The 22,721-nt window shown below is 44.1% G+C and carries 19 protein-coding genes; 11 read left to right on the top strand and 8 right to left on the bottom strand.

Annotation, left to right across the window (positions count from 1 at the left end; genetic code table 11):
* Nucleotides 1-13: 13 nt before the first annotated feature.
* Both ppx and ppk1 read right to left on the bottom strand, forming a co-directional pair.
* Nucleotides 14-1,519 (bottom strand): exopolyphosphatase, encoded by a 1,506-nt coding sequence (gene ppx / locus OH456_RS19960; RefSeq protein WP_270034096.1) that lies wholly within the window; start codon nt 1,517-1,519, stop codon nt 14-16.
* Nucleotides 1,497-3,605 (bottom strand): polyphosphate kinase 1, encoded by a 2,109-nt coding sequence (gene ppk1 / locus OH456_RS19955; protein WP_198558225.1) that lies wholly within the window; start codon nt 3,603-3,605, stop codon nt 1,497-1,499. Before ppk1 ends, ppx begins: the two co-directional genes overlap by 23 nt.
* Nucleotides 3,606-3,888: 283 nt before the next feature.
* Here ppk1 and OH456_RS19950 point away from each other — a divergent pair, with 283 nt between their 5' ends.
* The 4 genes from OH456_RS19950 to phoU are packed head-to-tail and all read left to right on the top strand — an operon-like array spanning nt 3,889 to nt 9,286.
* Nucleotides 3,889-6,084, top strand: a complete 2,196-nt coding sequence (locus OH456_RS19950) for an ABC transporter permease subunit (RefSeq protein WP_270034095.1) — start codon at nt 3,889-3,891, stop codon at nt 6,082-6,084.
* A gap of 20 nt (nt 6,085-6,104) precedes the next feature.
* Nucleotides 6,105-7,751 carry a phosphate ABC transporter permease PstA gene (pstA, locus tag OH456_RS19945; protein ID WP_124940210.1) on the top strand — a complete coding sequence of 549 codons (1,647 nt, stop codon included), beginning with the start codon at nt 6,105-6,107 and terminating at the stop codon, nt 7,749-7,751.
* Nucleotides 7,752-7,753: 2 nt separating this feature from the next.
* Nucleotides 7,754-8,572 carry a phosphate ABC transporter ATP-binding protein PstB gene (gene pstB / locus OH456_RS19940; RefSeq protein ID WP_038227979.1) on the top strand — a complete coding sequence of 273 codons (819 nt, stop codon included), beginning with the start codon at nt 7,754-7,756 and terminating at the stop codon, nt 8,570-8,572.
* 18 nt (nt 8,573-8,590) lie between these two features.
* The gene (phoU, locus tag OH456_RS19935; RefSeq protein WP_006074790.1) at nt 8,591-9,286 is read left to right on the top strand and encodes a phosphate signaling complex protein PhoU; all 696 of its coding nucleotides are present in this window, start codon (nt 8,591-8,593) and stop codon (nt 9,284-9,286) included.
* A 9-nt stretch (nt 9,287-9,295) separates the two neighbouring features.
* On the opposite strand, the gene OH456_RS19930 is transcribed toward phoU, so the two are convergent.
* The 4 genes from OH456_RS19930 to OH456_RS19915 form a co-directional block, all read right to left on the bottom strand.
* The gene (locus OH456_RS19930) at nt 9,296-9,784 is read right to left on the bottom strand and encodes a DUF481 domain-containing protein (RefSeq protein ID WP_031495834.1); all 489 of its coding nucleotides are present in this window, start codon (nt 9,782-9,784) and stop codon (nt 9,296-9,298) included.
* Nucleotides 9,785-9,869: 85 nt separating this feature from the next.
* On the bottom strand, nt 9,870-10,811 hold the full coding sequence (locus OH456_RS19925) for a LysR family transcriptional regulator (RefSeq protein WP_270034094.1): 942 nt from the start codon (nt 10,809-10,811) through the stop codon (nt 9,870-9,872).
* A gap of 87 nt (nt 10,812-10,898) precedes the next feature.
* A complete protein-coding gene (locus OH456_RS19920; RefSeq protein WP_270034093.1) occupies nt 10,899-11,648 on the bottom strand; it encodes a copper homeostasis protein CutC in 750 nt (249 codons plus the stop codon).
* 192 nt (nt 11,649-11,840) lie between these two features.
* The gene (locus OH456_RS19915) at nt 11,841-12,449 is read right to left on the bottom strand and encodes a peroxiredoxin (protein ID WP_006074794.1); all 609 of its coding nucleotides are present in this window, start codon (nt 12,447-12,449) and stop codon (nt 11,841-11,843) included.
* Between the two features lie 187 nt (nt 12,450-12,636).
* Here OH456_RS19915 and OH456_RS19910 point away from each other — a divergent pair, with 187 nt between their 5' ends.
* Entirely contained in the window at nt 12,637-13,542 is a 906-nt protein-coding gene (locus tag OH456_RS19910) for a hydrogen peroxide-inducible genes activator (RefSeq protein WP_006074795.1), read from the top strand.
* A gap of 762 nt (nt 13,543-14,304) precedes the next feature.
* Here OH456_RS19910 and OH456_RS19905 read toward each other — a convergent pair.
* Nucleotides 14,305-14,775: a CBS domain-containing protein gene (locus tag OH456_RS19905; RefSeq protein WP_038227972.1), complete on the bottom strand. Its 471-nt coding sequence runs from the start codon at nt 14,773-14,775 to the stop codon at nt 14,305-14,307.
* Nucleotides 14,776-15,030: 255 nt separating this feature from the next.
* Here OH456_RS19905 and queA point away from each other — a divergent pair, with 255 nt between their 5' ends.
* From queA to secF, 5 genes are all read left to right on the top strand, one after another.
* On the top strand, nt 15,031-16,083 hold the full coding sequence (gene queA / locus OH456_RS19900; protein WP_171393219.1) for a tRNA preQ1(34) S-adenosylmethionine ribosyltransferase-isomerase QueA: 1,053 nt from the start codon (nt 15,031-15,033) through the stop codon (nt 16,081-16,083).
* A 151-nt stretch (nt 16,084-16,234) separates the two neighbouring features.
* Nucleotides 16,235-17,368, top strand: a complete 1,134-nt coding sequence (tgt, locus tag OH456_RS19895; protein ID WP_006074798.1) for a tRNA guanosine(34) transglycosylase Tgt — start codon at nt 16,235-16,237, stop codon at nt 17,366-17,368.
* A gap of 169 nt (nt 17,369-17,537) precedes the next feature.
* Nucleotides 17,538-17,867 carry a preprotein translocase subunit YajC gene (gene yajC, locus OH456_RS19890; protein WP_006074799.1) on the top strand — a complete coding sequence of 110 codons (330 nt, stop codon included), beginning with the start codon at nt 17,538-17,540 and terminating at the stop codon, nt 17,865-17,867.
* Between the two features lie 22 nt (nt 17,868-17,889).
* Nucleotides 17,890-19,746 (top strand): protein translocase subunit SecD, encoded by a 1,857-nt coding sequence (gene secD, locus OH456_RS19885; protein ID WP_006074800.1) that lies wholly within the window; start codon nt 17,890-17,892, stop codon nt 19,744-19,746.
* Nucleotides 19,747-19,755: 9 nt separating this feature from the next.
* Nucleotides 19,756-20,703 (top strand): protein translocase subunit SecF, encoded by a 948-nt coding sequence (gene secF, locus OH456_RS19880; RefSeq protein ID WP_038227970.1) that lies wholly within the window; start codon nt 19,756-19,758, stop codon nt 20,701-20,703.
* A 226-nt stretch (nt 20,704-20,929) separates the two neighbouring features.
* Here secF and suhB read toward each other — a convergent pair whose 3' ends face one another.
* Nucleotides 20,930-21,733 carry an inositol-1-monophosphatase gene (gene suhB, locus OH456_RS19875; RefSeq protein ID WP_031493748.1) on the bottom strand — a complete coding sequence of 268 codons (804 nt, stop codon included), beginning with the start codon at nt 21,731-21,733 and terminating at the stop codon, nt 20,930-20,932.
* Between the two features lie 177 nt (nt 21,734-21,910).
* On the opposite strand from suhB, the gene trmJ reads away from it, so the two are divergent.
* Nucleotides 21,911-22,642, top strand: a complete 732-nt coding sequence (trmJ, locus tag OH456_RS19870; RefSeq protein ID WP_038227966.1) for a tRNA (cytosine(32)/uridine(32)-2'-O)-methyltransferase TrmJ — start codon at nt 21,911-21,913, stop codon at nt 22,640-22,642.
* The last annotated feature ends 79 nt before the right edge of the window (nt 22,643-22,721 follow it).

The raw sequence follows: 22,721 nt of genomic DNA, 5'->3' as shown, positions 1-22,721 counted from the left end.
GCGCCTGCGACAACTAATCGAATTCAAGTTGCCACCCTATCGCTTGCCAGTAGCTTTGCTCCGTTTGTAAATCAGCGGAGAGAAGTCGGTTTTGTTCTAACCAATCTATTTGCTCACAACTCACAATCCAAATGTCGTCTACAATAGTCAGCTTTAGAGGTAATAACTCATCATTGCGCTGCCCATTAACGATAATGGCGAGTCGTAGGATTCGTATTAAACCGAGAATATGTTTTCTCTTAAACAGGCTAAACTCAGGGAGCTCTTGTAACTTGAGTGATTTTCTTTGATAGCGAGCCAGTGTCGCTAAAATGCGTTGCTGTTCACTGTTAAAACCTGGCATATTGGTGTGCGTGAGTATGTAACTTGAATGCTTATGGAAGGCTTGATAACTGATACTGAGTCCAACCTCGTGAAGTAGAGCACTCCACTCGAGCAAACTAAACAAATCACTTTTCTTTTTAAGATTGAGCTGCTCATGAGTTTGATTTAAAAACTCGACTGCTTGGCCGCGAACTTTGGCGGCATGTTCAAGATCGACAAAATGTTTGGCGGCTAAATTTTCAGTGGTTCGCATACGGATATCAGAGCGTTGGAAACGCTCCTCCATTTCATAGAGCAAACCTTCACGAAGAGCGCCAGCTGAAAAGTGCATTTCACGAATTTTCAAACTTTCAAAGAGCGCAGTTAATATCGCTACGCCTGCGGCAAACACTGGCTTCCTTTCGTCCGTTAGTCCAGCTAAGTTGATGTCATCAAGAGTGTTAAATTCACATAAGGTATCGATAAGTTTATACAAACGTTTATGGGTGACTAAACCATCTTCATGTCCTAAACCGATTAAGACTTCCCTTATTGCCTTAATAGTTCCAGAGGAGCCTAATGCAACTTCCCAACCTTTCTTTTTATATCGAACCGATAATGCTTCGAGTCTTTGCTGAGCAGATAAAATAGCTTTGGAGAAATTTTTAGCGGAGAGTTTTCCGTTGGCAAAAAACTTAGTGGTATAACTCACGCAGCCCATCTGAGTGCTATTTAGTAACACAGGTTCGAAAGCCTTACCTATGATGAGCTCGGTACTACCACCACCAATATCAATCACCAGTTTTGAATTTGACTCGGTTTGAGTGTGCGCAACGCCGGTATAGATTAGGCGTGCTTCTTCTTCACCAGGGATGACTTCAATAGGAAAGGGAAGAATGTCGCGAGCGCGTTGCAAAAAGATATGGGTATTATTGGCGATACGCAGCGTGTGGGTTGCGGCAATACGAACGTTTTCTGGCTCAAAACCTTGTAGGCGCTCAGCAAACATGGCAAGGCATTCTAATCCTCGTTCAATCGCAGCATTGTCGAGATTCTGTTGAGCGTCCAACCCAGAGGCTAATCTCACTCGCTGTTTATGGCGACTTACTAACTGTAGATCTTGATCCACTACCTTAGCGACAACCATATGAAAGCTGTTCGAACCTAAATCGATAGCGGCGACATTTTTTATACTACTGTCCTTGGTCTGGCTCATTATTGATCAGTTGCTCTTTGGTTTTTCTTGTTTGTTTCTCTACCTTTTTAAGATAGTCGTAAATAGCCATTTGTGAGCGTACTTTCTTACGGTTACCGCGCGGTACGTAGCTGTTGCTCATTTCTTTGTCTATCCAACGTGCCTTCATGGTATCAGTAAAGTGAAGGTTAATAATGTCGATAATTCGCTGTTTTAAACGAGTGTCACGCACTGGAGCGGCGACTTCAATACGATGGTCTATGTTGCGAGTCATCCAGTCGGCAGATGAGATATAGACTTGAGGGTCGCCATTGTTATGCGCAATGATGACGCGAGGGTGTTCTAAGAAGCGATCAACAATGCTGATAATTTTTATGTTATCGCTCACTCCTTCAACACCGGGAACTAGAGAGCACATGCCGCGGATAATCATTTGGATTTTAACCCCTGCATTGCTCGCGCCGTAGAGCTTGTTGATCAGCCCCTTATCGACTAAATTGTTAATTTTTAAAGTGAGTTTACCTTTCTTGCCCGCCTTAGCATTGGCGATTTCAGTATCAATGAGTCGGTAGAGTTGTTTACGCGAGTTACGTGGGGAGACGATGAGATAGTTAAACTTCACTGGGCGATAAGGGTTTTCGATATAGCCGAAAACGTTACGAACTTCATTCGCGATCTCTTGATCGGCAGTTAGCAAAGAAAAGTCGGTATAGATACGAGCATTCTTCTCATGAAAGTTCCCAGTGCCAATGTGAGCGTAGCGGGTAATCTCGCCCTCTTCTCGGCGACTTATCAGCAGTAACTTAGCGTGTATTTTTAACCCCGGAGCACCAAAGATCACTTGTACCCCGTTTTCGGTGAGCACTCTAGACCATTCAATGTTGGCTTCTTCGTCAAACCGAGCCTGTAGCTCAACCACTACTGTGACATTTTTCCCGTTGTGTACGGCGTCAATCAACGAGTTCATCAAACGAGAGTCTTTAGCCACTCGATATACATTGATTTTGATACCAATGACCTTAGGGTCAAACGAGGCTTGACGCACTAACTCAGTAATATGATCGAAGGTGTGATAGGGGAAATGGAGTAAAATATCTTGAGCGCGTATGGCCTCAAACTGGTTGTCGTAGCCATCGAAATCGGCACAACGCATTGGAGGTAGTGGTTTGTTTTCCAGGTATTCACGTCCAACATTTGGAAAGCCGATAAAGTCTTTAAAGTTATGGTAGCGACCACCGGGAATTAGGCTATCGTAGTTAGAAATGCCTAGTTTGCTGCACAAGGTATTTAGCATTTCTTCGGGCATATCACGCTCGTAAACAAAGCGTACGGGCATGGCGGTCAGACGTTGATTGACACTCTCAGACATTTGTTCGAGCAGGCTGTGTTCTACTTCGAGACTCAAGTCGTACTCCGCATCCCTCGTCATTTTCATCGCATAGCCATTAAGCTCATCGTAATCAAAGAACCCGCGGAATATATCGTCAAGACAATAACGAATGATGTTGTCGAGCAGAATGATGGTTTTACGGCGTTTACCTTTTTGTTCAGGAACCATGACAAAACGGGGTAAGTGATCAGTAGGGATCTCTAAGATCGCATACTGAGAACTCTGCTCTTTTTGCATATCGACAACGATATAGGCGTACTCATCCTTGAGAAACTGCAGTACGTTGATGTCTTCTCCAAGCATAAAAGGTGTTAAGTGAGGCAACACTTCATTTCTAAAGTATTTCTTTACCCACTTTTGTTGCGTGTCACTTAGCTGAGTTTCATTAACTAGGAAGATTCGACGACGAGCCATCTCTAAAATCAGCTCGTTGTAGAGTTCATCAAATCGCAAATTAAGCTTGAGTGCCTTACTTTGCATCTTACCCAGTAGATGCTTGGAGTTGTCGTTAATACCACTTTCTTGGTTAATGAGGATGCGACGTTTTACGTCAGAGAAACGAACTTTGTAAAACTCATCGAGGTTGTTGGAGAAAATCCCTAAAAAGCGGATGCGTTCAATCAGTGGGACGGTCTTGTCTGCGGCTTCTTGCAGCACTCGCTCGTTAAAAGAGAGCCAACTAAGTTCTTTTTCGATATAGAGTTTTTCCGCGCTCATTTACCTAACCACCAACATTCTGGACTCATTGTTGTCAATGAGTGACATATAAGACTAATCTAATCGTGAACCTTATTGATTTTATATGACATTTTTATTTCAAATAGCGTGCGACTTGACACATTTCATTATTTTCAGCACGTTAGATGGCATGTAATATAACTGTCATCTAAACGACATAAAATATTGGGGCACGTCATGCATTCTAGTAACTCGTCCCAGAACCCTTAACGGGTAATATCTCGTAAGATTCTAACCGTCACCAAAGAGACAAATGTAGATTATGGCAACAGCCAATTTTTCGTTACAAACCAAAGATCGTAAAAGACTGGTAAAGGACCGTTTGGTTCGCTGGATCGTGTCTTTTGGCGGTTTGAGTGTATTGGCGAGTTTGATCTTTATCTTTGTCTATTTGGCTTATGTGACGTTCCCACTTTTCTCTGATGCCAAAGTATTATGGTCACAAGGGGTTGAGTTAAGTATAGATAAACCTATCGTCTATAGTGCGATAGACGACCACGGCACTCGAGCTGCTTTTGTGACAACGGATGGCGTGGTGGTTGAGCAATCTTTAGTCTCAGGTCAACAAACAACACGTCAACTTCCTATTAGTACCTCAATGCTTAAGACGGTTAATAATGACCAGTTACTCATTGTTGATTCTGATCATAGACTCGCCTTAGTTCAGCCTAAATTTAAATGGCAATCAGAAAAAGGACAAAGTGATCTAGAACTTGAATTGCCAAGTCGTGCTGATTGGATACCCACTCATGGTAGCGTCACATCATTGGTAACAGCAACCAGCAATGCTCGTGGAATAGCCTTTGCTATGGTAGATAGTCGTGGCTTAGTCCATTTGATTTGGCAGCCAACGAGTTCAGATGCGCAGGATTCTTCCGATTCGAAAACAGTGCAAACTCTCTCTACTCTTGCACCTTTAGACTCTGCCGATGAAATATTGCTAACTCCAGATGCGCAAACGGTTTATGTGCGAAGTGGTAATGAACTTGCTGTGATCAACAGAGGGGCCGAGCATCTCGTGGTTCGTGAGGTGCTGGACTTAACTGCAGTGAATAAGGCCAAAGTCACGGGGCTCAAATTGTTGTCTGGCGCTCACTCCTTGCTGGTGGAGTATGATAATCAGCAAGTTTGGCAGTGGTTTGATGTGGTGAAACAAGACGCTAGGCACTTAACTGCTATTCGTTCCTTTAATTTTGACGCACCTTTAACTGCTTTACTTCCAGAAAATTTAACGAAAGGGTTCATAACCGTCCTAGCTGACGGAAGCCTACAAAGTAATTACACCACTAGTGAACGCGTTGTATTCACCAGTAGCCTGCCGAGTAAGAGCCTGGTAAGCGTCTCTGCGCTTTCTTATAACAATCAGTATGCATTGGTATTGTCCGGCGGTACGACCTACTTAGGGCATATTGATAATCCGCATCCAGAAATTTCGTTGTCGGCACTGTTTGGCAAAGTGTGGTATGAGAGTTACCCAGAGCCTGAATTCGTTTGGCAAACTACTGCTGCTTCTGATGAGTTTGAAGGTAAGTACAGTCTTGTGCCTATTGCCTTTGGTACTATTAAAGCTGCGATGTTCGCTATGTTGTTTGCGGTACCGATTGCGGTGCTGGGTGCGATCTATACGGCGTATTTTATGTCATCTAGTATGCGTAAAGTCGTTAAGCCAACCATCGAACTGATGGAGGCGTTGCCTACCGTTATCATTGGTTTTCTCGCCGGTCTTTGGTTTGCGCCGATAGTAGAAACGCATTTACCAGCGGTACTTCTGCTTCTACTAACTCTACCAACAATTTGTCTATTGGCTGGTGTTGTTTGGTACATCCTGCCACGTCAATACACCAGTAAACTACCCAGTGGATTACATCCGTTTACGCTAATTCCTGTCATCATTGTTGCGATGTACCTTGCCATGACGTACTCCACTGACATGGAGGTGTTGTTTTTTAATGGTGATGCGCGAGTTTTTCTTGCTCAACATGGCATTGATTTTGACCAAAGAAATGCTCTAGTTGTGGGCTTTGCAATGGGATTTGCTGTGATTCCTACCATCTTTACGATTGCTGAAGACGCGATCTTTTCTGTGCCGAAGCATCTTTCCGACGGTTCATTAGCACTAGGAGCAACTCAGTGGCAAACCTTAGTGTACGTTGTGTTACTCACCGCAAGTCCGGGGATTTTCTCGGCAGTAATGATGGGATTGGGTCGAGCAGTAGGCGAGACAATGATCGTTTTGATGGCGACGGGCAACACACCAATATTGGATTGGAATATTTTTGAGGGCATGAGAACACTTTCTGCCACCATGGCTGTGGAGCTCCCTGAATCTGAGGTTGGAAGCAGCCACTATCGTTTGTTGTTTTTAATCGCGTTGATTTTGTTTAGTTTTACTTTTGTTGTGAATTCACTGGCTGAGTGGGTTAGACAAAGACTGCGGGAGAAATACAGTGCGCTGTAGAATGTGGAAGGAGCCTTACCATGTTTAAGTGGCTCAAATCTGGCGCCCCCTGGGTTTGGCTAACAGGTGGTGCCGTTAGCATCAGCTTAATATCCGTCCTCGGTCTTTTGCTATTGATTGGTTGGAAAGGGCTCACTTATTTTTGGCCCGCTCCGCTTTATCAATGGCAAGATGACAACGGCAAAGCTTTAATTGGGCAGATTTACTCAAAGACTTGGGTTCCTACCCATAACATTCCTGATGCCGATAAGTTGTTACCGACTGAGGTGCTGGCTGCGGGGAAAGTAGAGCGTCTGAGTATTAAAGTCGCGAATCGAGACTTATATGGTGTCGATTTTGTTTCTTTGCTCTCACCACAACTTAAGTTGCAAACGACACCTGCCGATCTTGTCGTTTTAGAGAGAACACGTGGTGGTGACTTCTTTGGGAAAATTATCGCTCTAAAGACGCCCGATGGCGCAATTACTGCGGATCTTAACACTCTGCTGAAGCTCGAAATTCAGCAGGTGAAACTGACTCGAGAGCAAATAGATGACACGATTCAGCGTAAAATACGTGGCTTGAATCATCAATTGGAAGCATTACGGCTAAAGCAGCGCCGAGACTCACTTAATGGAGAGCTGTCAGAGGAGCTTACTCACCGTTATGAGCAGCAAGTCAGTATTATTCACCAGCAGCTAAACCAAAGTGAAGGGGAGCTGGATGCACTGCGTAACGAGTTGAGCAGCAAAACGCTCATTGTTGAAGATATGCGTGGTGAGAAAGTTGAGATTGGGTTAAATCGGATCCTTGATTTCTGGTATCCGAACAATATGTCTTTTGCCGATAAGTTAGTACATTGGAGTGGACAAGTCTGGAAGTTCCTCTCTGATGATCCACGAGAGTCAAATTCTGAAGGCGGGGTGTTCCCAGCCATTTTCGGCACTGTTCTGTTGGTTATCATTATGTCGATTATGGTGATGCCGTTAGGGGTGCTAGTTGCGGTTTATCTACATGAATATGCTGAAAATAATGCTCTCACACGAATGATACGGGTAGGGGTGATTAACCTAGCGGGGGTACCTTCCATTGTATACGGTGTGTTTGGTTTAGGTTTTTTCGTTTATACCATTGGTGGCTCAATTGATTCACTGTTCTATGCTGAGCGATTACCGGCACCAACGTTTGGTACTCCGGGGCTATTGTGGTCGGCATTAACTCTTGCGATTCTTACATTGCCAGTAGTGATAGTCGCAACGGAGGAAGGGCTGAATAGAATTCCAATGTCCGCCAGGCATGGGTCACTAGCTCTAGGAGCAACACAGTCTGAAACGCTTTGGCGTATTGTATTGCCTATGGCGAGCCCTGCAATCATCACTGGGCTGATCCTTGCAGTCGCGAGAGCCGCAGGAGAGGTTGCGCCTCTAATGTTGGTTGGGGTGGTAAAACTAGCATCAAGCTTGCCTATTGATTCGCAGTTTCCCTTTTTGCATCTAGAGCGTAAATTTATGCACCTTGGTTTTCATATCTATGACGTGGGCTTTCAAACCTCGAATATTGAAGCCGCACGACCGTTAGTCTATGCCACCTCTTTCTTGTTGGTAACGGTGGTCGTTGGGCTAAACTTAACAGCAATCGCCATACGAAATAACCTGCGCGAAAAATATCGAACATTAGGACAAGATTAATCATGTTTTCTATCAATCAAACGTTGGGCTATCCCACGCCTTTAGATGTTAACAATCTAAGTGATGAGCAAACCGCCATTGCGATAGAAAACTTGAATCTGTTTTATCGCGATAAACAAGCTCTAGACGACGTATCTATGCGGATTCCAAAAGGGCAAGTGACCGCATTTATCGGACCGTCTGGCTGTGGTAAATCGACTCTGCTTCGCTGTATCAACCGAATGAATGATCTAATTGAAGGTTGTACGGTGTCAGGTAAAGTGAAATTACATGGAGGTAATGTTTATCATCCGGATGTTGACGTCGCGACTTTGCGAAGACGAGTTGGGATGGTGTTTCAGCGTCCGAATCCATTTCCAAAGTCTATATATGAGAATGTGGTGTATGGATTGCGACTTCAAGGAATTAAGAACAGCCGTAATCTGGATGATGCGGTAGAGCGAGCATTGCGCTCAGCGGCGCTTTGGGATGAAGTGAAAGACAGGTTACACGAGAATGCATTTGGGCTTTCTGGTGGACAACAACAGCGGCTGGTGATTGCTCGAGCCATCGCCATCGAACCCGAAGTATTGCTGCTGGATGAGCCAACGTCGGCGCTTGATCCTATTTCAACATTAACCATCGAAGAACTTATTAATGATCTTAAAACCAAGTACACGGTTGTGATCGTAACGCATAACATGCAGCAGGCAGCGCGAGTTAGTGATCATACTGCCTTTATTCACCTCGGAAAATTGGTAGAGTATGCGGATACTGATACTATATTTACCTCACCGATTGAAAAACAAACCGAAGACTATATTACCGGTCGCTATGGTTAATTAAGGAAGTTGTTGGACATGCATTTTGGTCGTCATATCTCTGGTCAATTTAATGCCGAATTAGAATCGATACGTACTCACGTGTTAACAATGGGAGGACTGGTCGAGCAGCAGTTATCCTTTGCGATGCAGGCGTTGCACAAAGACGATCTTGAGTTAGCCAAAAAAGTGGTCAGGGACGATCACAAAGTGAATGCGATGGAAGTCTCCATTGACGAGGCATGTACGCGAATTATTGCTAAACGCCAGCCAACGGCTAAAGATCTCCGCTTAGTGATGGCAATCATCAAAACGATAACGGATCTTGAACGTATCGGCGATGTAGCGACTCGAATTGCTCGCGTGGCTATAGAGCAACCATCAACGAAACAACAGAAATTTCATGTCTCTTTAGAGCCGCTATGCCGACAAGCCATCACTATGTTGCATCAAGTGCTTGATGCATTTGCTCGTATGGATGTCGATGCTGCTGCCGAAGTCTATAAATTAGATGACAAGCTGGATGCAGAGTATGAAGCAGTGGTTCGTCAGTTGATGACTTATATGATGGAAGACCCGAAGAACATTCCTAACATTCTTCAGGTCATGTGGTCAGCTCGAGCCATTGAGCGGGTAGGTGATCGTTGCCAGAATATTTGTGAATACATCATTTATTTTGTGAAGGGTAAAGATGTTCGTCACCTAGACGAGAAAGCCATTAACGACATTCTTTAGTTGGGCAGTTTAAAAACGCCCAATCACACCGAAGTTTAAGGTCATATTCGAGCCTACTGGGATATAGGTGTCCTGTGAGTTGAATACGTCATAATCGAAACCTGTCTTTAAACCAAAGCTTGAGTTGAGCATATAAACATAACTTGCTCCAATGCTTAAGCCTAAGGAATTGCGACTGCTCGTTTCACTATCACGGCTATCACGACCGTAATAATCGGCTAGACCAAATTCAGCTTGCAAGCCATGGTCCTGTTTATGTCCAAACATGTGTTGCAAACCTAGGCGATAAGAGTCAATGCGCTCGTCGTAACGGTTAGTGTTATAGGTCTTGCGTCCATAGCTAAAAAACACAGCATCCATACCTAGTGTGTCCGCTACACCTAACTGAATACCAGCACCGTTGTATATGCCTATTTTCACATCAGGAGACACATGGAACGTTTGAGCTGATGTTGTGAAAGAAAGAGTAGCGATTAGAGGTAACAATAGCTTTTTCATCAAGCACCTTTATAGAACAGTAAAAGTGCGCTGATGTTAGCTGTCGCTAAGCCGTATGGCTAAGAAGAGTCGCTTATAGTTATCATTAGTCCTGATTATTGATATGTTGCAGTATCTTTTCGCGGAGTATTCCTTCTAGCCATTTGGCTTTTGGTGAATGGCGATTTTTATTATGGACATAGGCATACAGACCTTTGGTATAAGGCTGTTCGTTAAGTTCAACTCTTAATGCCCTTAGCTGCTTGCTGTGTTGACTTGGTAATAGGTTTGAATGTGGTAATAGCATATCTGTTGACGATACCACATCAATGATTGCTAACACGACCTCAGAACGAAAGCCTACTTTTGCTTCATATCCGTGCTGTTCTAGTATTTGAGCGGCAAAGCTAAAATTGTCATTCCACCCAGGAGAGATGAGTGATGCAATCTCATATTTAGCTGCATCATGAGGAGTTATGACAGTACTCTTGAGAGGGTGGTCTTGGCGCACATAAACCCGAGCTTCCATGTCGGCTAACTTCTCTCTAGCAATCTCTTTCGAGATACTATCTAAGTCATAGTGCATACCGAGAAACACATCACCATTACGAAGTTGCTCTGGGGTTTGCTGGGTCCAACTGGTGAGTTCTAAGTTTAGGTTTGGTGCTTGCTTTCTAAGTTCTATAAACAGAGAGCCCGCCAAACAAGATAATACTATCGGCGCCAAAGCGATTTTTATTGTTCCTTCAAGCTCACTTGGCGAAAAGTCGGAAAGCTGTTCTAAAGAGGCTTCGAGTCCATCTAAATAAGGGGCAATCTTTTCCTCTACTTGAAGAGCAAATGGTGTTGGCTCTAGCCCGCCATGTACTTTGACGAAGAGTTCATCATCTAAGTGAAATCGCAGCTTTTGCAGAGCTTGACTGATTGCAGGCTGAGTCACAAATAAGCGCTCGGCGGTTTTACGGGCATTGCGCTCTTGCAACAGAACTCGAAACGTTCTGAGTAGGTTCAAATCGAGCTTTTGAAATAAATTCGCTGACGTTTTCATAAATCCCTAGGAGAAAGTGGTGCGAGATTGAAAGAAGCCTGAAAACAGTCGGCTTCTTCTATGGAACTTTGGTTAAAAGCACAAGCTTTATAATGAGTTTAGCACTTTCGCTACCGCTCGAATTTTATCACTGCTTGTCACAGGAATGGCAAAGTCATCCACATCATCACTGCCCATTTTTGCATCGTCAGCAATGAAATGCATTTTGCTTTTTCTAGTTGATTTGCCTGAAAGGTGGACTTCAGAAACGTGACTGGTGGCGATGATCTTAGCGACATTATCAGCATTGACTCCAGCTCCGGCCATCAATTCTATGCGTCCATTTGCTAAAGCTGACAGCTTGGCGAGCATATTGCTACCGTCTGGTGCATTTGAGGCCAGCCCGGATGTGAGTATTCGCTCACACCCTAATGCGATCACATCCTCCAAAGCCTGTTCGGGATGTTTACATTGGTCGAACGCTCGATGGAAGGTGACGCCCAGCTGTAACTCATGAGCCAGTTTTACTAAGCGGATAGAACGAGGCATATCGATGTTGCCATCTTTATCAAGTAGACCTAAAACGATACCTTGAGCACCATATTTAGCGGCGGTGCGCACGTCTTCTGCCATGATTTCAACATCGTCACAATCATAGAGGAAATCACCTTGTCTAGGACGGATCATGACGTAGATAGGAATAGAAGAAGATTGGACAGCTTGTTTAATGAGGCCTGCGTTCGGGGTTAGTCCCCCTAACGCCAAAGATGAGCATAGCTCAATCCGCGTAGCACCACCTGCAATAGCCAGTGGCAGGGACTCGATATTGTCGATACAGACTTCAAGTTGGTAGTTCATAAGGTCTCTCAGTAACTATACTGGGTATCAATATATCTCTGCTTTTGAATTCTGAAAATAGAAAAAGCCCGAGTCGTGACTCGGGCTTTAATTTTTTGGCTAACTCGTTTCTTCTTCAATGATTGGCTGCGTTTTTCGCTTTATATTTATCCAACCATCAACCCTGATTGAGCGCAGGGTGAAGGCATCGAATTATTTAGACAGGTCGTCTGCGTGCTCAGATAGGAACGCTGCAACACCTTTTGGAGATGCGTCCATACCAGCTTTACCTTCTTCCCATTGTGCAGGACATACTTCGCCGTGCTTCTGGTGGAAGTTTAGAGCGTCAACCATACGTAGCATTTCGTCGATGTTACGGCCTAGAGGTAGGTCGTTAACTACTTGGTGACGTACAAGACCGTCTTCGTCGATTAGGAAAGAACCACGGAAAGCAACGCCTGCTTCTGGGTGTTCTACATCGTACGCTTGGCAGATTTCGTGTTTAACGTCTGCAACTAGAGGGTACTTAACTTGACCAATACCGCCATCTTCGATAGCAGTGTTACGCCATGCGTTGTGAGAGAACTGAGAATCGATAGAAACACCGATAACTTCACAACCTTTAGCTTGGAAATCAGCAAGACGGTTGTCGAATGCGATCAGTTCAGATGGGCAAACGAAAGTGAAGTCTAGTGGGTAGAAGAATACAACTGCTTTTTTACCTTTAGTGAACTCAGCAAAGTTAAAGTTCTCAACGATATCACCGTTACCTAGAACAGCTGCTGCAGTAAAGTCTGGGGCTTGACGACCAACTAGTACCATTTTTTTGCTCCTAAATAGAGTTTAATTCAAACCATTTTTGGTTTGGTCCGTGTTTGTGCGAGACAAACTATAGTACACATTGTAGTATTGAAAAAAGCGAAATTAATAGATTAATTCCATCGAAAAAAGCGATGAAGCAGTAATGCCGATTCCTTTTTTGATATTGGTCCAAAAACAGGCAGTTACCATGAATAAATGGCCCAGTTTAAAGCAGCTTCATTACTTGGTTACTCTGCATGAGACGCGACACTTTAGTGAAGCCGCAGAGCGCTGTTTCGTCAGTCAGTCTACGTTAAGCAAGGGGATTCAGAACCTAGAAGAACTGATAGGCTGTCCTCTCTATGAAAAGAAAGATAAGAAAAGTCCGTTAGTCTTTACCCAAGCTGGTGAAATGGTGGTTTCACAAGGACGAGAGCTCCTAGCAAAGGGACAAGACCTGATTGAGTTAGGCAACTTGTGTCAAGGTGATGCGATGCAGGGGCAGTTGAAGCTTGGTTGTATCCCTACAATAGCGCCATTCTTACTGTGTGATTTAGTTCAGGAAGTGAACGCGCGTTACCCTCAGCTTAATCTTTTACTCAGAGAAGATACTACCGCGAACTTACTCGCCGCGCTGAGACATGGTGAACTGGACGTTCTCATTTTGGCGCTCCCGATGGACATCGGCAATATGGACAGCTGCATTGTTGGACATGACCCGTTCAAGATGGTCATCAGCCGTAATCAAGCGGACAGAATTCGTGTCCCTATCAAATATGATGATCTACCGGATGAATCGGTTTTCTTGTTAGAAAATGAACACTGTTTAACAGAGCATGCGGTTTCTGCGTGCAAGCTGACTGAGAAAGAGAAAATCAATCCATTTAGCGCAACAAGCTTACATACTTTAGTTCAAATGGTTGCTAATGGATTGGGGACTACATTTATTCCTCAGATGGCGATCGAGCATGGTCTATTGGAGAATCAAAACCTTATTGTCGTTGAGCCTCCGGGGCAGCAAGCTTATCGTGATATTGGTTTAGTTTGGCGACCAAGTTCATCTCGACGTGACTCATTTCTTCAATTGGCGGATGTGGTTTCAGAATTACTTTAGTTTTCAAACTATTCTGCATAAAAGAGAACGGCTAGTGAAAGACACCACTTTTGGTGTCTTTTTTGTTAAATTACTCTAAATGCCTAGGTTAGTGTGTAAAAAAACACAGTTTAATTTTCACAAAATCTTTCAATCAAATCCTGCGCTTCACAGTGTCAATTTCACACTGTCAAATTGAAGAGGTGTGCGGTCGTTATCTAGACATCTTAATGATAACGAGGTGTACCTAGCAATGTTCCTACTTTCGCTATAACCATGTAAGAAACAATGGTTGCCATTTTATGTAATTAAATTACGTAATAAGCCACATTATTTGTACTTTATCAATGATTGTTATTAAGAGTACAAAGTGTCGAATTTTCGAAAAAGACATATTTAGAGTTGATACTCTAAGTTGGCTTAGGTATCGTATTTGTATGTTTTCAGTGGAAGATAAGACTTGGTAATGAATCATTTATTTGACTCATTTTGCCACAATGAACATAAAGTTTGTTGACCGTTTCTGTAACTACTTTTGTTTTAAACTTTCAAGTGAGATGAGAGTAAGTGCAGTCAGTGGCTTATCTTAGTGATAAAGAGCCCCAGCTGTGATCGTTTGATTGTCTCTCGTAGTGTTTAAGCGTTCTCATAATGAGTTATCACATCATTGAAAAACAGAAGCTTAACGCTTCGACTGGTTTTGAGCACTGCCTCAGTAGTTCAGTAATGGCTACTGAATGTCGGTAAGTTTGAGCGGCGCAAGCCGCTCCCTTTTTTTGACTGTTACGCGTCTAGTGCTTCCGAATCGCTACTCTCTTCAACTTCGTCCGGCTCGACTTCTTCTTGAAGTTCTAGCAAGTTAATCGCAATCGCGACAAAATCACTGTCAGTAATAATGCCAACGAGTTGTTTATTTTTCACAACAGGAAGGCATCCCACTTTGTGTTTTTGCATGTAGAGCGCACTTTCTTTTAATCCGGCTCTTGGTTCCACCGTCATAATATTGCTGTGCATGAGTTCACTCAATGGGGTGGATAATGTGTAAGACTGGTCGCTTGGGATTTTTTGTAGGATGGATTCTTGTGCCGCCAAAACATCACGTTGAGAAACAATGCCGAGTAAATGACGTTCTGCATCAACGATAGGTATATGCCTGATATCGAGTGCTTCCATCGTATGTTTAGCATCGGCTAGGGAGTGAGACCGCAATAGGGTGTGAGGGTTGCGAGTCATCATATCTTCGACCTTAATCATAGGGCCTCCAACTCGTTCTGATTGTGTACTTTAACTATAGAATTTTTCATGGATTAAGTCTGAGACAGGCGTCGTTTTTTGTAGCGCCAGTCACAAAATAAACTTACTGATATTAAGGTTAAATTGTGTGCCCTAAAAACACAGAGTTTACGTTGGACAATGACGGTTCAGCTTGCTATTCCAACGGGTCACTTTATACTATGCGGCTGCGAATTTTTTCGCCGTTTTTGTCGCTTAATATAGAAGATTGGTGTTATGCAAGTTTCAGATTTTCATTTTGATTTACCAGATGAGCTTATCGCTCGCTACCCTAAAGCCGAAAGAAGCTCAAGCCGACTGCTTCAGCTAACCGGAAATACTGGTGAAGTCGTAGATGGAAGCTTCACTGATATTGTTGACCAAGTACAGCCGGGCGATTTGCTCGTGTTCAATAATACTCGCGTGATTCCAGCACGAATGTTTGGACGTAAAGCGTCAGGCGGTAAAATTGAAGTACTTGTCGAACGTATGCTTGATGACAAGCGTGTCTTAGCTCATGTTCGATCTTCTAAAGCTCCAAAACCAGGTACAGAACTGTTCCTTGGAGAGAATGATGAATACCAAGCGTTGATGGTCGCTCGTCACGACGCACTTTTTGAGATTGAAATGCAGTCTGAGAAGACGGTTCTTGATATTCTTAATGATGTTGGCCACATGCCATTACCTCCTTATATCGATCGTCCAGATGAGGATGCCGATAAAGAACGTTACCAGACCGTTTACAACGAGAAACCTGGTGCGGTCGCAGCTCCTACCGCTGGTCTGCACTTTGATGATGCTGTACTTGAGAAAATCAAAGCCAAGGGCGTAAATTTTGCCTATGTGACTCTGCATGTTGGTGCAGGTACTTTCCAACCTGTGCGAGTTGAAAATATCAACGACCATCATATGCATGCGGAATACGTTGAAGTGCCGCAAGAGGTCGTAGACGCGATCAATGAAACCAAAGCAAACGGTGGCCGAATTATTGCGGTCGGTACAACATCCGTTCGTTCTCTAGAAAGCGCTGCGCAAGATGCGCTGAAAAACGGCACCGAGCTAGTGCCATTTTTTGGTGATACAGAAATCTTTATTTTCCCGGGATATGAGTATCAGCTGGTGGATTGCTTGGTAACAAATTTTCACCTTCCTGAGTCCACACTCATCATGCTGGTCAGTGCCTTTGCGGGTTACGATAATGTGATGAGTGCATACCACCATGCTGTAGAACAGAAGTACCGTTTCTTTAGCTACGGTGATGCGATGTTCATTACCAAAAAGACCGCTTAAGATTTTTATTTCACTCAAGGAGCCAGTGGAATACGGTAAGGATTACCAACTTCACTAGTCGCTTGGCTAGTGCATTCAAGTGCGACAAGCTACGCTTGTTAGTGCGTTTTAAGATTGAGTCAGACTGTGTCTCTGGCAATGTGGAGGCTTCGTGAAATTACAATACGAACTAAAAAAGAAAAATGGTCACGCTCGTCGTGGTCAATTGACGTTTGAACGCGGGACGGTACAAACGCCAGCGTTTATGCCTGTTGGTACTTACGGTACTGTGAAAGGTATGACACCAGAAGAAGTAAAAGGCACTGGAGCTGAAATTCTTCTAGGTAACACTTTCCACCTTTGGTTGCGCCCAGGTCAAGAAATCATGAAGATGCACGGCGACTTGCATGACTTCATGAACTGGCATGGCCCAATCCTTACCGATTCAGGCGGCTTCCAAGTATTTAGCCTTGGGGATATTCGCAAAATCACTGAAGAAGGTGTGCATTTCCGTAACCCAGTAAACGGTGACAAGATTTTCATGGATGCTGAAAAATCGATGGAAATCCAGAAAGATCTTGGCTCTGATGTGGTGATGATTTTTGACGAATGTACGCCATACCCAGCGACCCATGCTGAAGCGAAAAAATCGATGGAAATGTCATTGCGCTGGGCACAACGTTCTCGCGATCATTTCGACAAGCTTGAGAACCCTAACTCGTTGTTTGGTATTGTCCAAGGTAGTGTGTACGAAGATCTACGTGATGTGTCTGTTGAAGGCTTAACTAATATTGGCTTCGACGGTTATGCGGTTGGTGGTCTTGCTGTTGGTGAGCCAAAAGAAGACATGCATCGTGTATTAGAGCATACAACGCCTAAACTACCTGAAGACAAACCTCGCTATCTAATGGGTGTAGGTAAACCTGAAGATTTAGTTGAAGGTGTTCGCCGTGGTATCGATATGTTCGATTGCGTAATGCCGACTCGAAATGCACGTAATGGACATCTATTTGTAACCGGTGGCATTGTTAAGATCCGTAATGCAACGAACAAGACGGATACAGGTCCATTGGATGAGCATTGTGATTGCTACACCTGTAAAAATTACTCTAAAGCGTATCTGCATCATTTAGATCGCTGTAATGAGATCTTAGGCGCTCGCTTAAACACGATTCACAACCTACGCTACTACCAACGTCTGATGGAAAGCATCCGCACTGCGATTGATGAAGACCGTTTTGATGAGTTTGTAGAAGAGTTTTATGCACGACGCAATCGCGAAGTGCCGCCACTAGATATGAAATAGTTGGCTAAATAAACGGCTATCCCTGCAATTGGTACCAAATCCTAGCTCTCGGTCACATTTTTTATGTGTTTAAGTCGCTATGAAACATTGAGTTACCGTTTGCTTCTTGAAAAGATAGGGGGATAGCCCAATTTTGGATATGTATTTACATTAAAGAGGATGTTTTCCGATGAGTTTGATTTCTGCAGCTCACGCAGCTGAAGCGGCACCACAAGGTGGCGGTTTTGAAATGCTAATTATGCTTGGCATGTTTGCGGTAATTTTCTATTTCATGATTTACCGCCCACAAGCTAAGCGTGCTAAAGAGCATAAAAACCTAATGGCTTCTATGGGTAAGGGTGATGAAGTCCTAACTAATGGCGGTCTAATTGGTAAGATCACTAAAATTGCTGAAGACAACGACTACATTGCTATCGCTCTTAACGACAACAATGAAGTAGTTATTAAGAAAGACTTCGTTACTGCAGTGCTACCAAAAGGTACGCTAAAGTCTCTATAAAAACAGCTAAAGGATCCTCGCTGTGCTAAACCGTTATCCTTTGTGGAAGTACCTGATGGTGGTGTTTGCCATCGCCATTGCAGCTTTGTATGCACTTCCCAATCTATACGGTGAAGATCCGGCTATTCAAATTACAGGGGCGCGTGGCGCCTCTGTTGATATGTCGACGCTGGATACTGTCACCAAAGCTCTTGAAGAAGAGCAACTTTCTCGTAAGTCCATTGCTTTAGAAAATGGCTCCATTCTTGTTCGTTTCAACGATACTGATACTCAAATCAGTGCGCGTGACGTAATCAGCCAAGCTTTAGGTAAAGATTCCATTGTTGCATTGAACCTAGCGCCAGCTACGCCAAACTGGTTAGAGTCGATCGGTGCAAACCCAATGAAATTAGGCTTGGACCTTCGTGGTGGTGTTCATTTCTTGATGGAAGTGGATATGGACGCTGCGATGGAAAAGCTGGTGGGTCAGCAAGAAGAAGCATTTCGTAGTGAGCTTCGTGAAGACCGAATTCGCTACCGCTCCATTCGTCCATCGGGTAAAGATGGTGTTGAAGTACTACTTCGTGACGCTGAACAACTCGCGGAAGCAAAAGCGGTGCTAACCACGAAACACCCAGACATGGACTTCTTTGATTCTGACTCAAATGGTCGTTTCGCACTTGTAGCGCGTTTTAAAGAAACTCGTCTACAAGAGATTCGTAACTATGCTGTCGAGCAGAACATCACCATTTTACGTAACCGTGTAAACGAACTGGGTGTGGCTGAACCTCTGGTTCAACGTCAAGGTGCTAGCCGTATTGTAGTTGAACTTCCAGGTGTACAAGATACTGCTCGAGCTAAAGAGATTCTTGGTGCAACGGCAACGCTAGAGTTTCGTGAAGTAGACAGCTCAGCTGATCTTGCAGCGGCTGCTAATGGTCGAGCGCCAGCGGGTAGTGAAATCAAGCAAGACCGTGACGGTCGTCCTGTGGTGTTGAAGAAGCGCGTTATTCTCGGTGGTGCGAGCATTACCGATGCAAGTTCAAGTGCTGATGAATATGGTCGCCCACAAGTTAACATCTCGCTAGATAGCGAAGGTGGTAACAAAATGGCGGCGTTCTCACGTCAGAATATTGGTAAGCTGATGGCAACGGTTTTCGCTGAGTATAAAGACAGCGGCAAGCGCACACCGGAAGGCAAAGTTATTCTTGATAAGCATGAAGAAGTCATTAACCAAGCGACGATTCAATCGGCACTTGGTCGCAACTTCCGCATCACTGGTATCGATTCTGCTGCCGAAGCTCACAACTTAGCTCTGCTATTGCGTGCCGGTGCTCTGATTGCACCTATTTCGATCGTTGAAGAGCGTACCATCGGTCCATCAATGGGTCAGCAAAACATCGATATGGGCATTAAGGCATGTATTACAGGTATGATCGCCGTAATGCTATTTACCTTGGTCTATTACCGTCGATTTGGCCTATTTGCCAATATGGCACTAATGGCTAACATCGTATTGATCGTTGGTGTGATGTCCATGATACCGGGGGCAACGATGACGTTACCAGGTATTGCAGGTATCGTACTTACCGTAGGTATGGCGGTTGATGCAAACGTTCTGATATTTGAGCGGATACGTGAAGAGCTAAAAGAGGGACGTAATCCTCAACAAGCGATTCACCAAGGTTATGCCAATGCATTTAGTACCATCGCTGATGCGAACATTACCACGCTAATTACCGCGATTATTCTATTCGCAGTAGGTACCGGAGCAATCAAAGGCTTCGCGGTAACGCTGTCGATTGGTATTATCACTTCAATGTTTACTGCCATCATTGGTACACGATGCCTCGTGAACCTAGTGTACGGTGGTAAGCGTATCAACAAGTTGTCGATCTAAGGGTTAGTTATGTTTCAGATATTGAAAGCAGACAAAACGATCGACTTTATGCGTTGGTCTAAAGCGGCATTTGCCTTGTCGCTCGTGATGATAGGTGCTGCCATCTTTACTCTGTCAACCAAATGGTTGAACTGGGGTCTAGACTTTACTGGCGGTACGTTGATTGAAGTTGGCTTTGAGCAGCCGGCTAATCTTGAGCAAGTTCGTTCGGCTCTAGATGCGAAAGGCTTTGGTGATGCAACGGTTCAGAACTTTGGTTCATCTCGTGATGTCATGGTTCGTCTCCGTCCACGTGAAGATGTACAAGCGGAAGCACTAGGTAACCAGATTTTAGATGCGATTAAACAAGGTACGGGCGAAAGCGTTGAAATGCGCCGTATCGAGTTTGTTGGTCCGAACGTGGGTGATGAGCTGACCGAAGCGGGCGGTTTAGCGATCCTAGTATCGTTAATCTGTATCTTGATCTATGTATCTGTACGATTCGAATGGCGCTTAGCGGCAGGTGCGGTACTAGCACTCGCGCACGACGTTATAATTACGTTGGGTATTTTCTCTTTGATGCAAATCGAAGTCGACCTTACCATTGTTGCGGCACTGCTTACCGTAGTCGGTTACTCGCTCAATGATACGATCGTTGTTTTCGACCGTATTCGAGAAAACTTCCGTAAGATGCGTAATGGTGAGCCAGCTGACATTATGAACAGCTCAATCACTCAAACGTTAAGCCGTACTTTGATTACGTCTGGTACTACATTATTCGTAGTTATCGCACTCTTTACTCAAGGTGGTGCGATGATTCACGGGTTCGCAACAGCCTTGCTGTTAGGTATTACCGTTGGTACTTATTCTTCAATCTATGTTGCATCGGCTCTGGCTCTGAAACTGGGTATCCAGAAAGAGCACTTAATGCCACCGCAGATTGAGAAAGAAGGTGCAGAGTTTGATGAAATGCCTTAAGGCATCGAATTAGACTTCAAGTGCGTCGTCATCCCCACACAGGCGTGACTCACGGATGACGAAAGCATCGTCCTAAATTGCAAAAGCCACTCTATCGAGTGGCTTTTTTTGTCTGTCATAAATGGATGACAGTAACTGTCTCACTGCATCGAAAACGCTAAAAAAAATCCCGACCAATGGCCGGGATTTCAAATTCAGCTGTGACGGGCTGTGAGTCTTAAGCTAATTACTTAAGGATAGCTTCGTTACCATTCTCGCGAATGATTTTAAGCATGCTCTTAGCACCACGTGCACTTGCAGCAACAACGTTACCAGACTTCATGTACTCAGTACCGCCTGAAAAATCAGTCACGATAGCGCCAGCTTCACGTGCGATAAGTTCACCTGCAGCCATGTCCCATGGTTTTAGGCCTAGTTCGAAGAAGCCGTCTAGACGACCTGCACCTACGTAGCAAAGATCAAGAGCAGCAGAACCTGCGCGGCGGAAGTCTGCACATTCGACAAACATTGCTGACATGATCTTGAAATAGCTTTCAGAGTGCTGTTTCTGCTTCGAAGGAAAACCTGTACCGATAATAGTACCTTTTAGGTCTTTTAGTGTGTTAACACGGATTCGAGCGTTGTTTAATTGAGCGCCAGCACCGCGTTGTGCAGTGAATAGCTCGTTTAGCATTGGATCGTATACGCACGCAACTTCAGTTTTACCCTTAATGCGAACCGCAATAGATACTGAGAAGTGTGGAATACCTTTAACGAAGTTATTAGTGCCATCCAGTGGGTCGATGATCCATTGTACGTCGCTATCTTTACCTTCAATCATGCCACCTTCTTCAGCGATGATGCTGTGGTCAGGGTAAGATGTTTGAATAGTATGGATAATGAGTGCTTCAGCTTCTTTGTCTACGTTAGTAACAAAGTCATTAGTGCCTTTCTGTACCGACTCGATCTTGTCAGTGTTTTCTAGTGATTTAGCAATATGGTTGCCCGCTTTACGCGCAGCGCGTATAGCGATATTTAGCATTGGATGCATACGAATTTTCCCAACGGATGTTAAAGAACAAAAAGCGGCGGCGAGTATACCAAAGTTTTGGCAAAAAGGAAGTGGTTATTTTTTGTTCTGTCATTGGGGTGAATAAAAAGACCCTGACTATTTTAGTCGGGTTTATGTTATTATTCGTCGGTTTTGTAATCTCGGTGCAATTTGACAATGCTAGACAACGTGAAAATCGTCCTCGTCGGAACCTCTCACTCCGGTAATATCGGCTCAGCAGCAAGAGCGATGAAGGTGATGGGATTAAGCCAGATGGTCTTGGTTGACCCACAATGTGAGGTAGATGCTCAAGCGATTGCGCTTGCAGCGGGTGCTAGTGATATTGCGCTTGGTGCTCAAATTGTTGGTTCATTGCAAGATGCTATTGAAGATTGTGGTTTGGTTGTTGGCTCAAGTGCGCGGTCTCGTACATTGGATTGGCCTATGATTGAACCAAGAGAGTGTGGCGAGAAGTTTGCCATAGAAGGTGAGCAACACCCTGTTGCTTTGGTTTTTGGTCGTGAACGCACTGGCTTGACCAACGAAGAATTGCAGCTTTGCCATTTTCATACTTGTATTCCAGCAAACCCGGAATACAGCTCTCTTAACTTAGCGATGGCGGTTCAGACATTAAGTTATGAAGTACGTGTTGCACATTTGCAGCGTGTGGCCAACCAATTTCCTGAACAAGAGCAAGCTGAGTATCCACGTCACAAAGAGCTAGAATTATTCTACCAACACCTTGAAAAAGTCATCACCGATACCCAGTTTATCTCTAAGGATAAACCAGGGTTAGTAATGAACAAATTACGAAGAATGTTCAGCAGAGCTCGCCCTGAGTCACAGGAAATCAACACGTTGCGTGGTATTTTAACGTCAATAGAAAAAGGGCTAGGGGTTAAAAAATAACCACTTTTTCTGTTGGGTTAAATACCTGACTATTTTAGTCAAATAAATACTTGATTAAAATAGTCAGGTATGGAAAAAT

The organism is Vibrio sp. La 4.2.2 (assembly GCF_027586995.1).
Classification (GTDB): Bacteria; Pseudomonadota; Gammaproteobacteria; order Enterobacterales; family Vibrionaceae; genus Vibrio; species Vibrio mediterranei.
The sequence above is the reverse complement of the archived record's forward strand: the minus strand, read 5'-3'. Positions and strand labels throughout refer to the sequence as shown.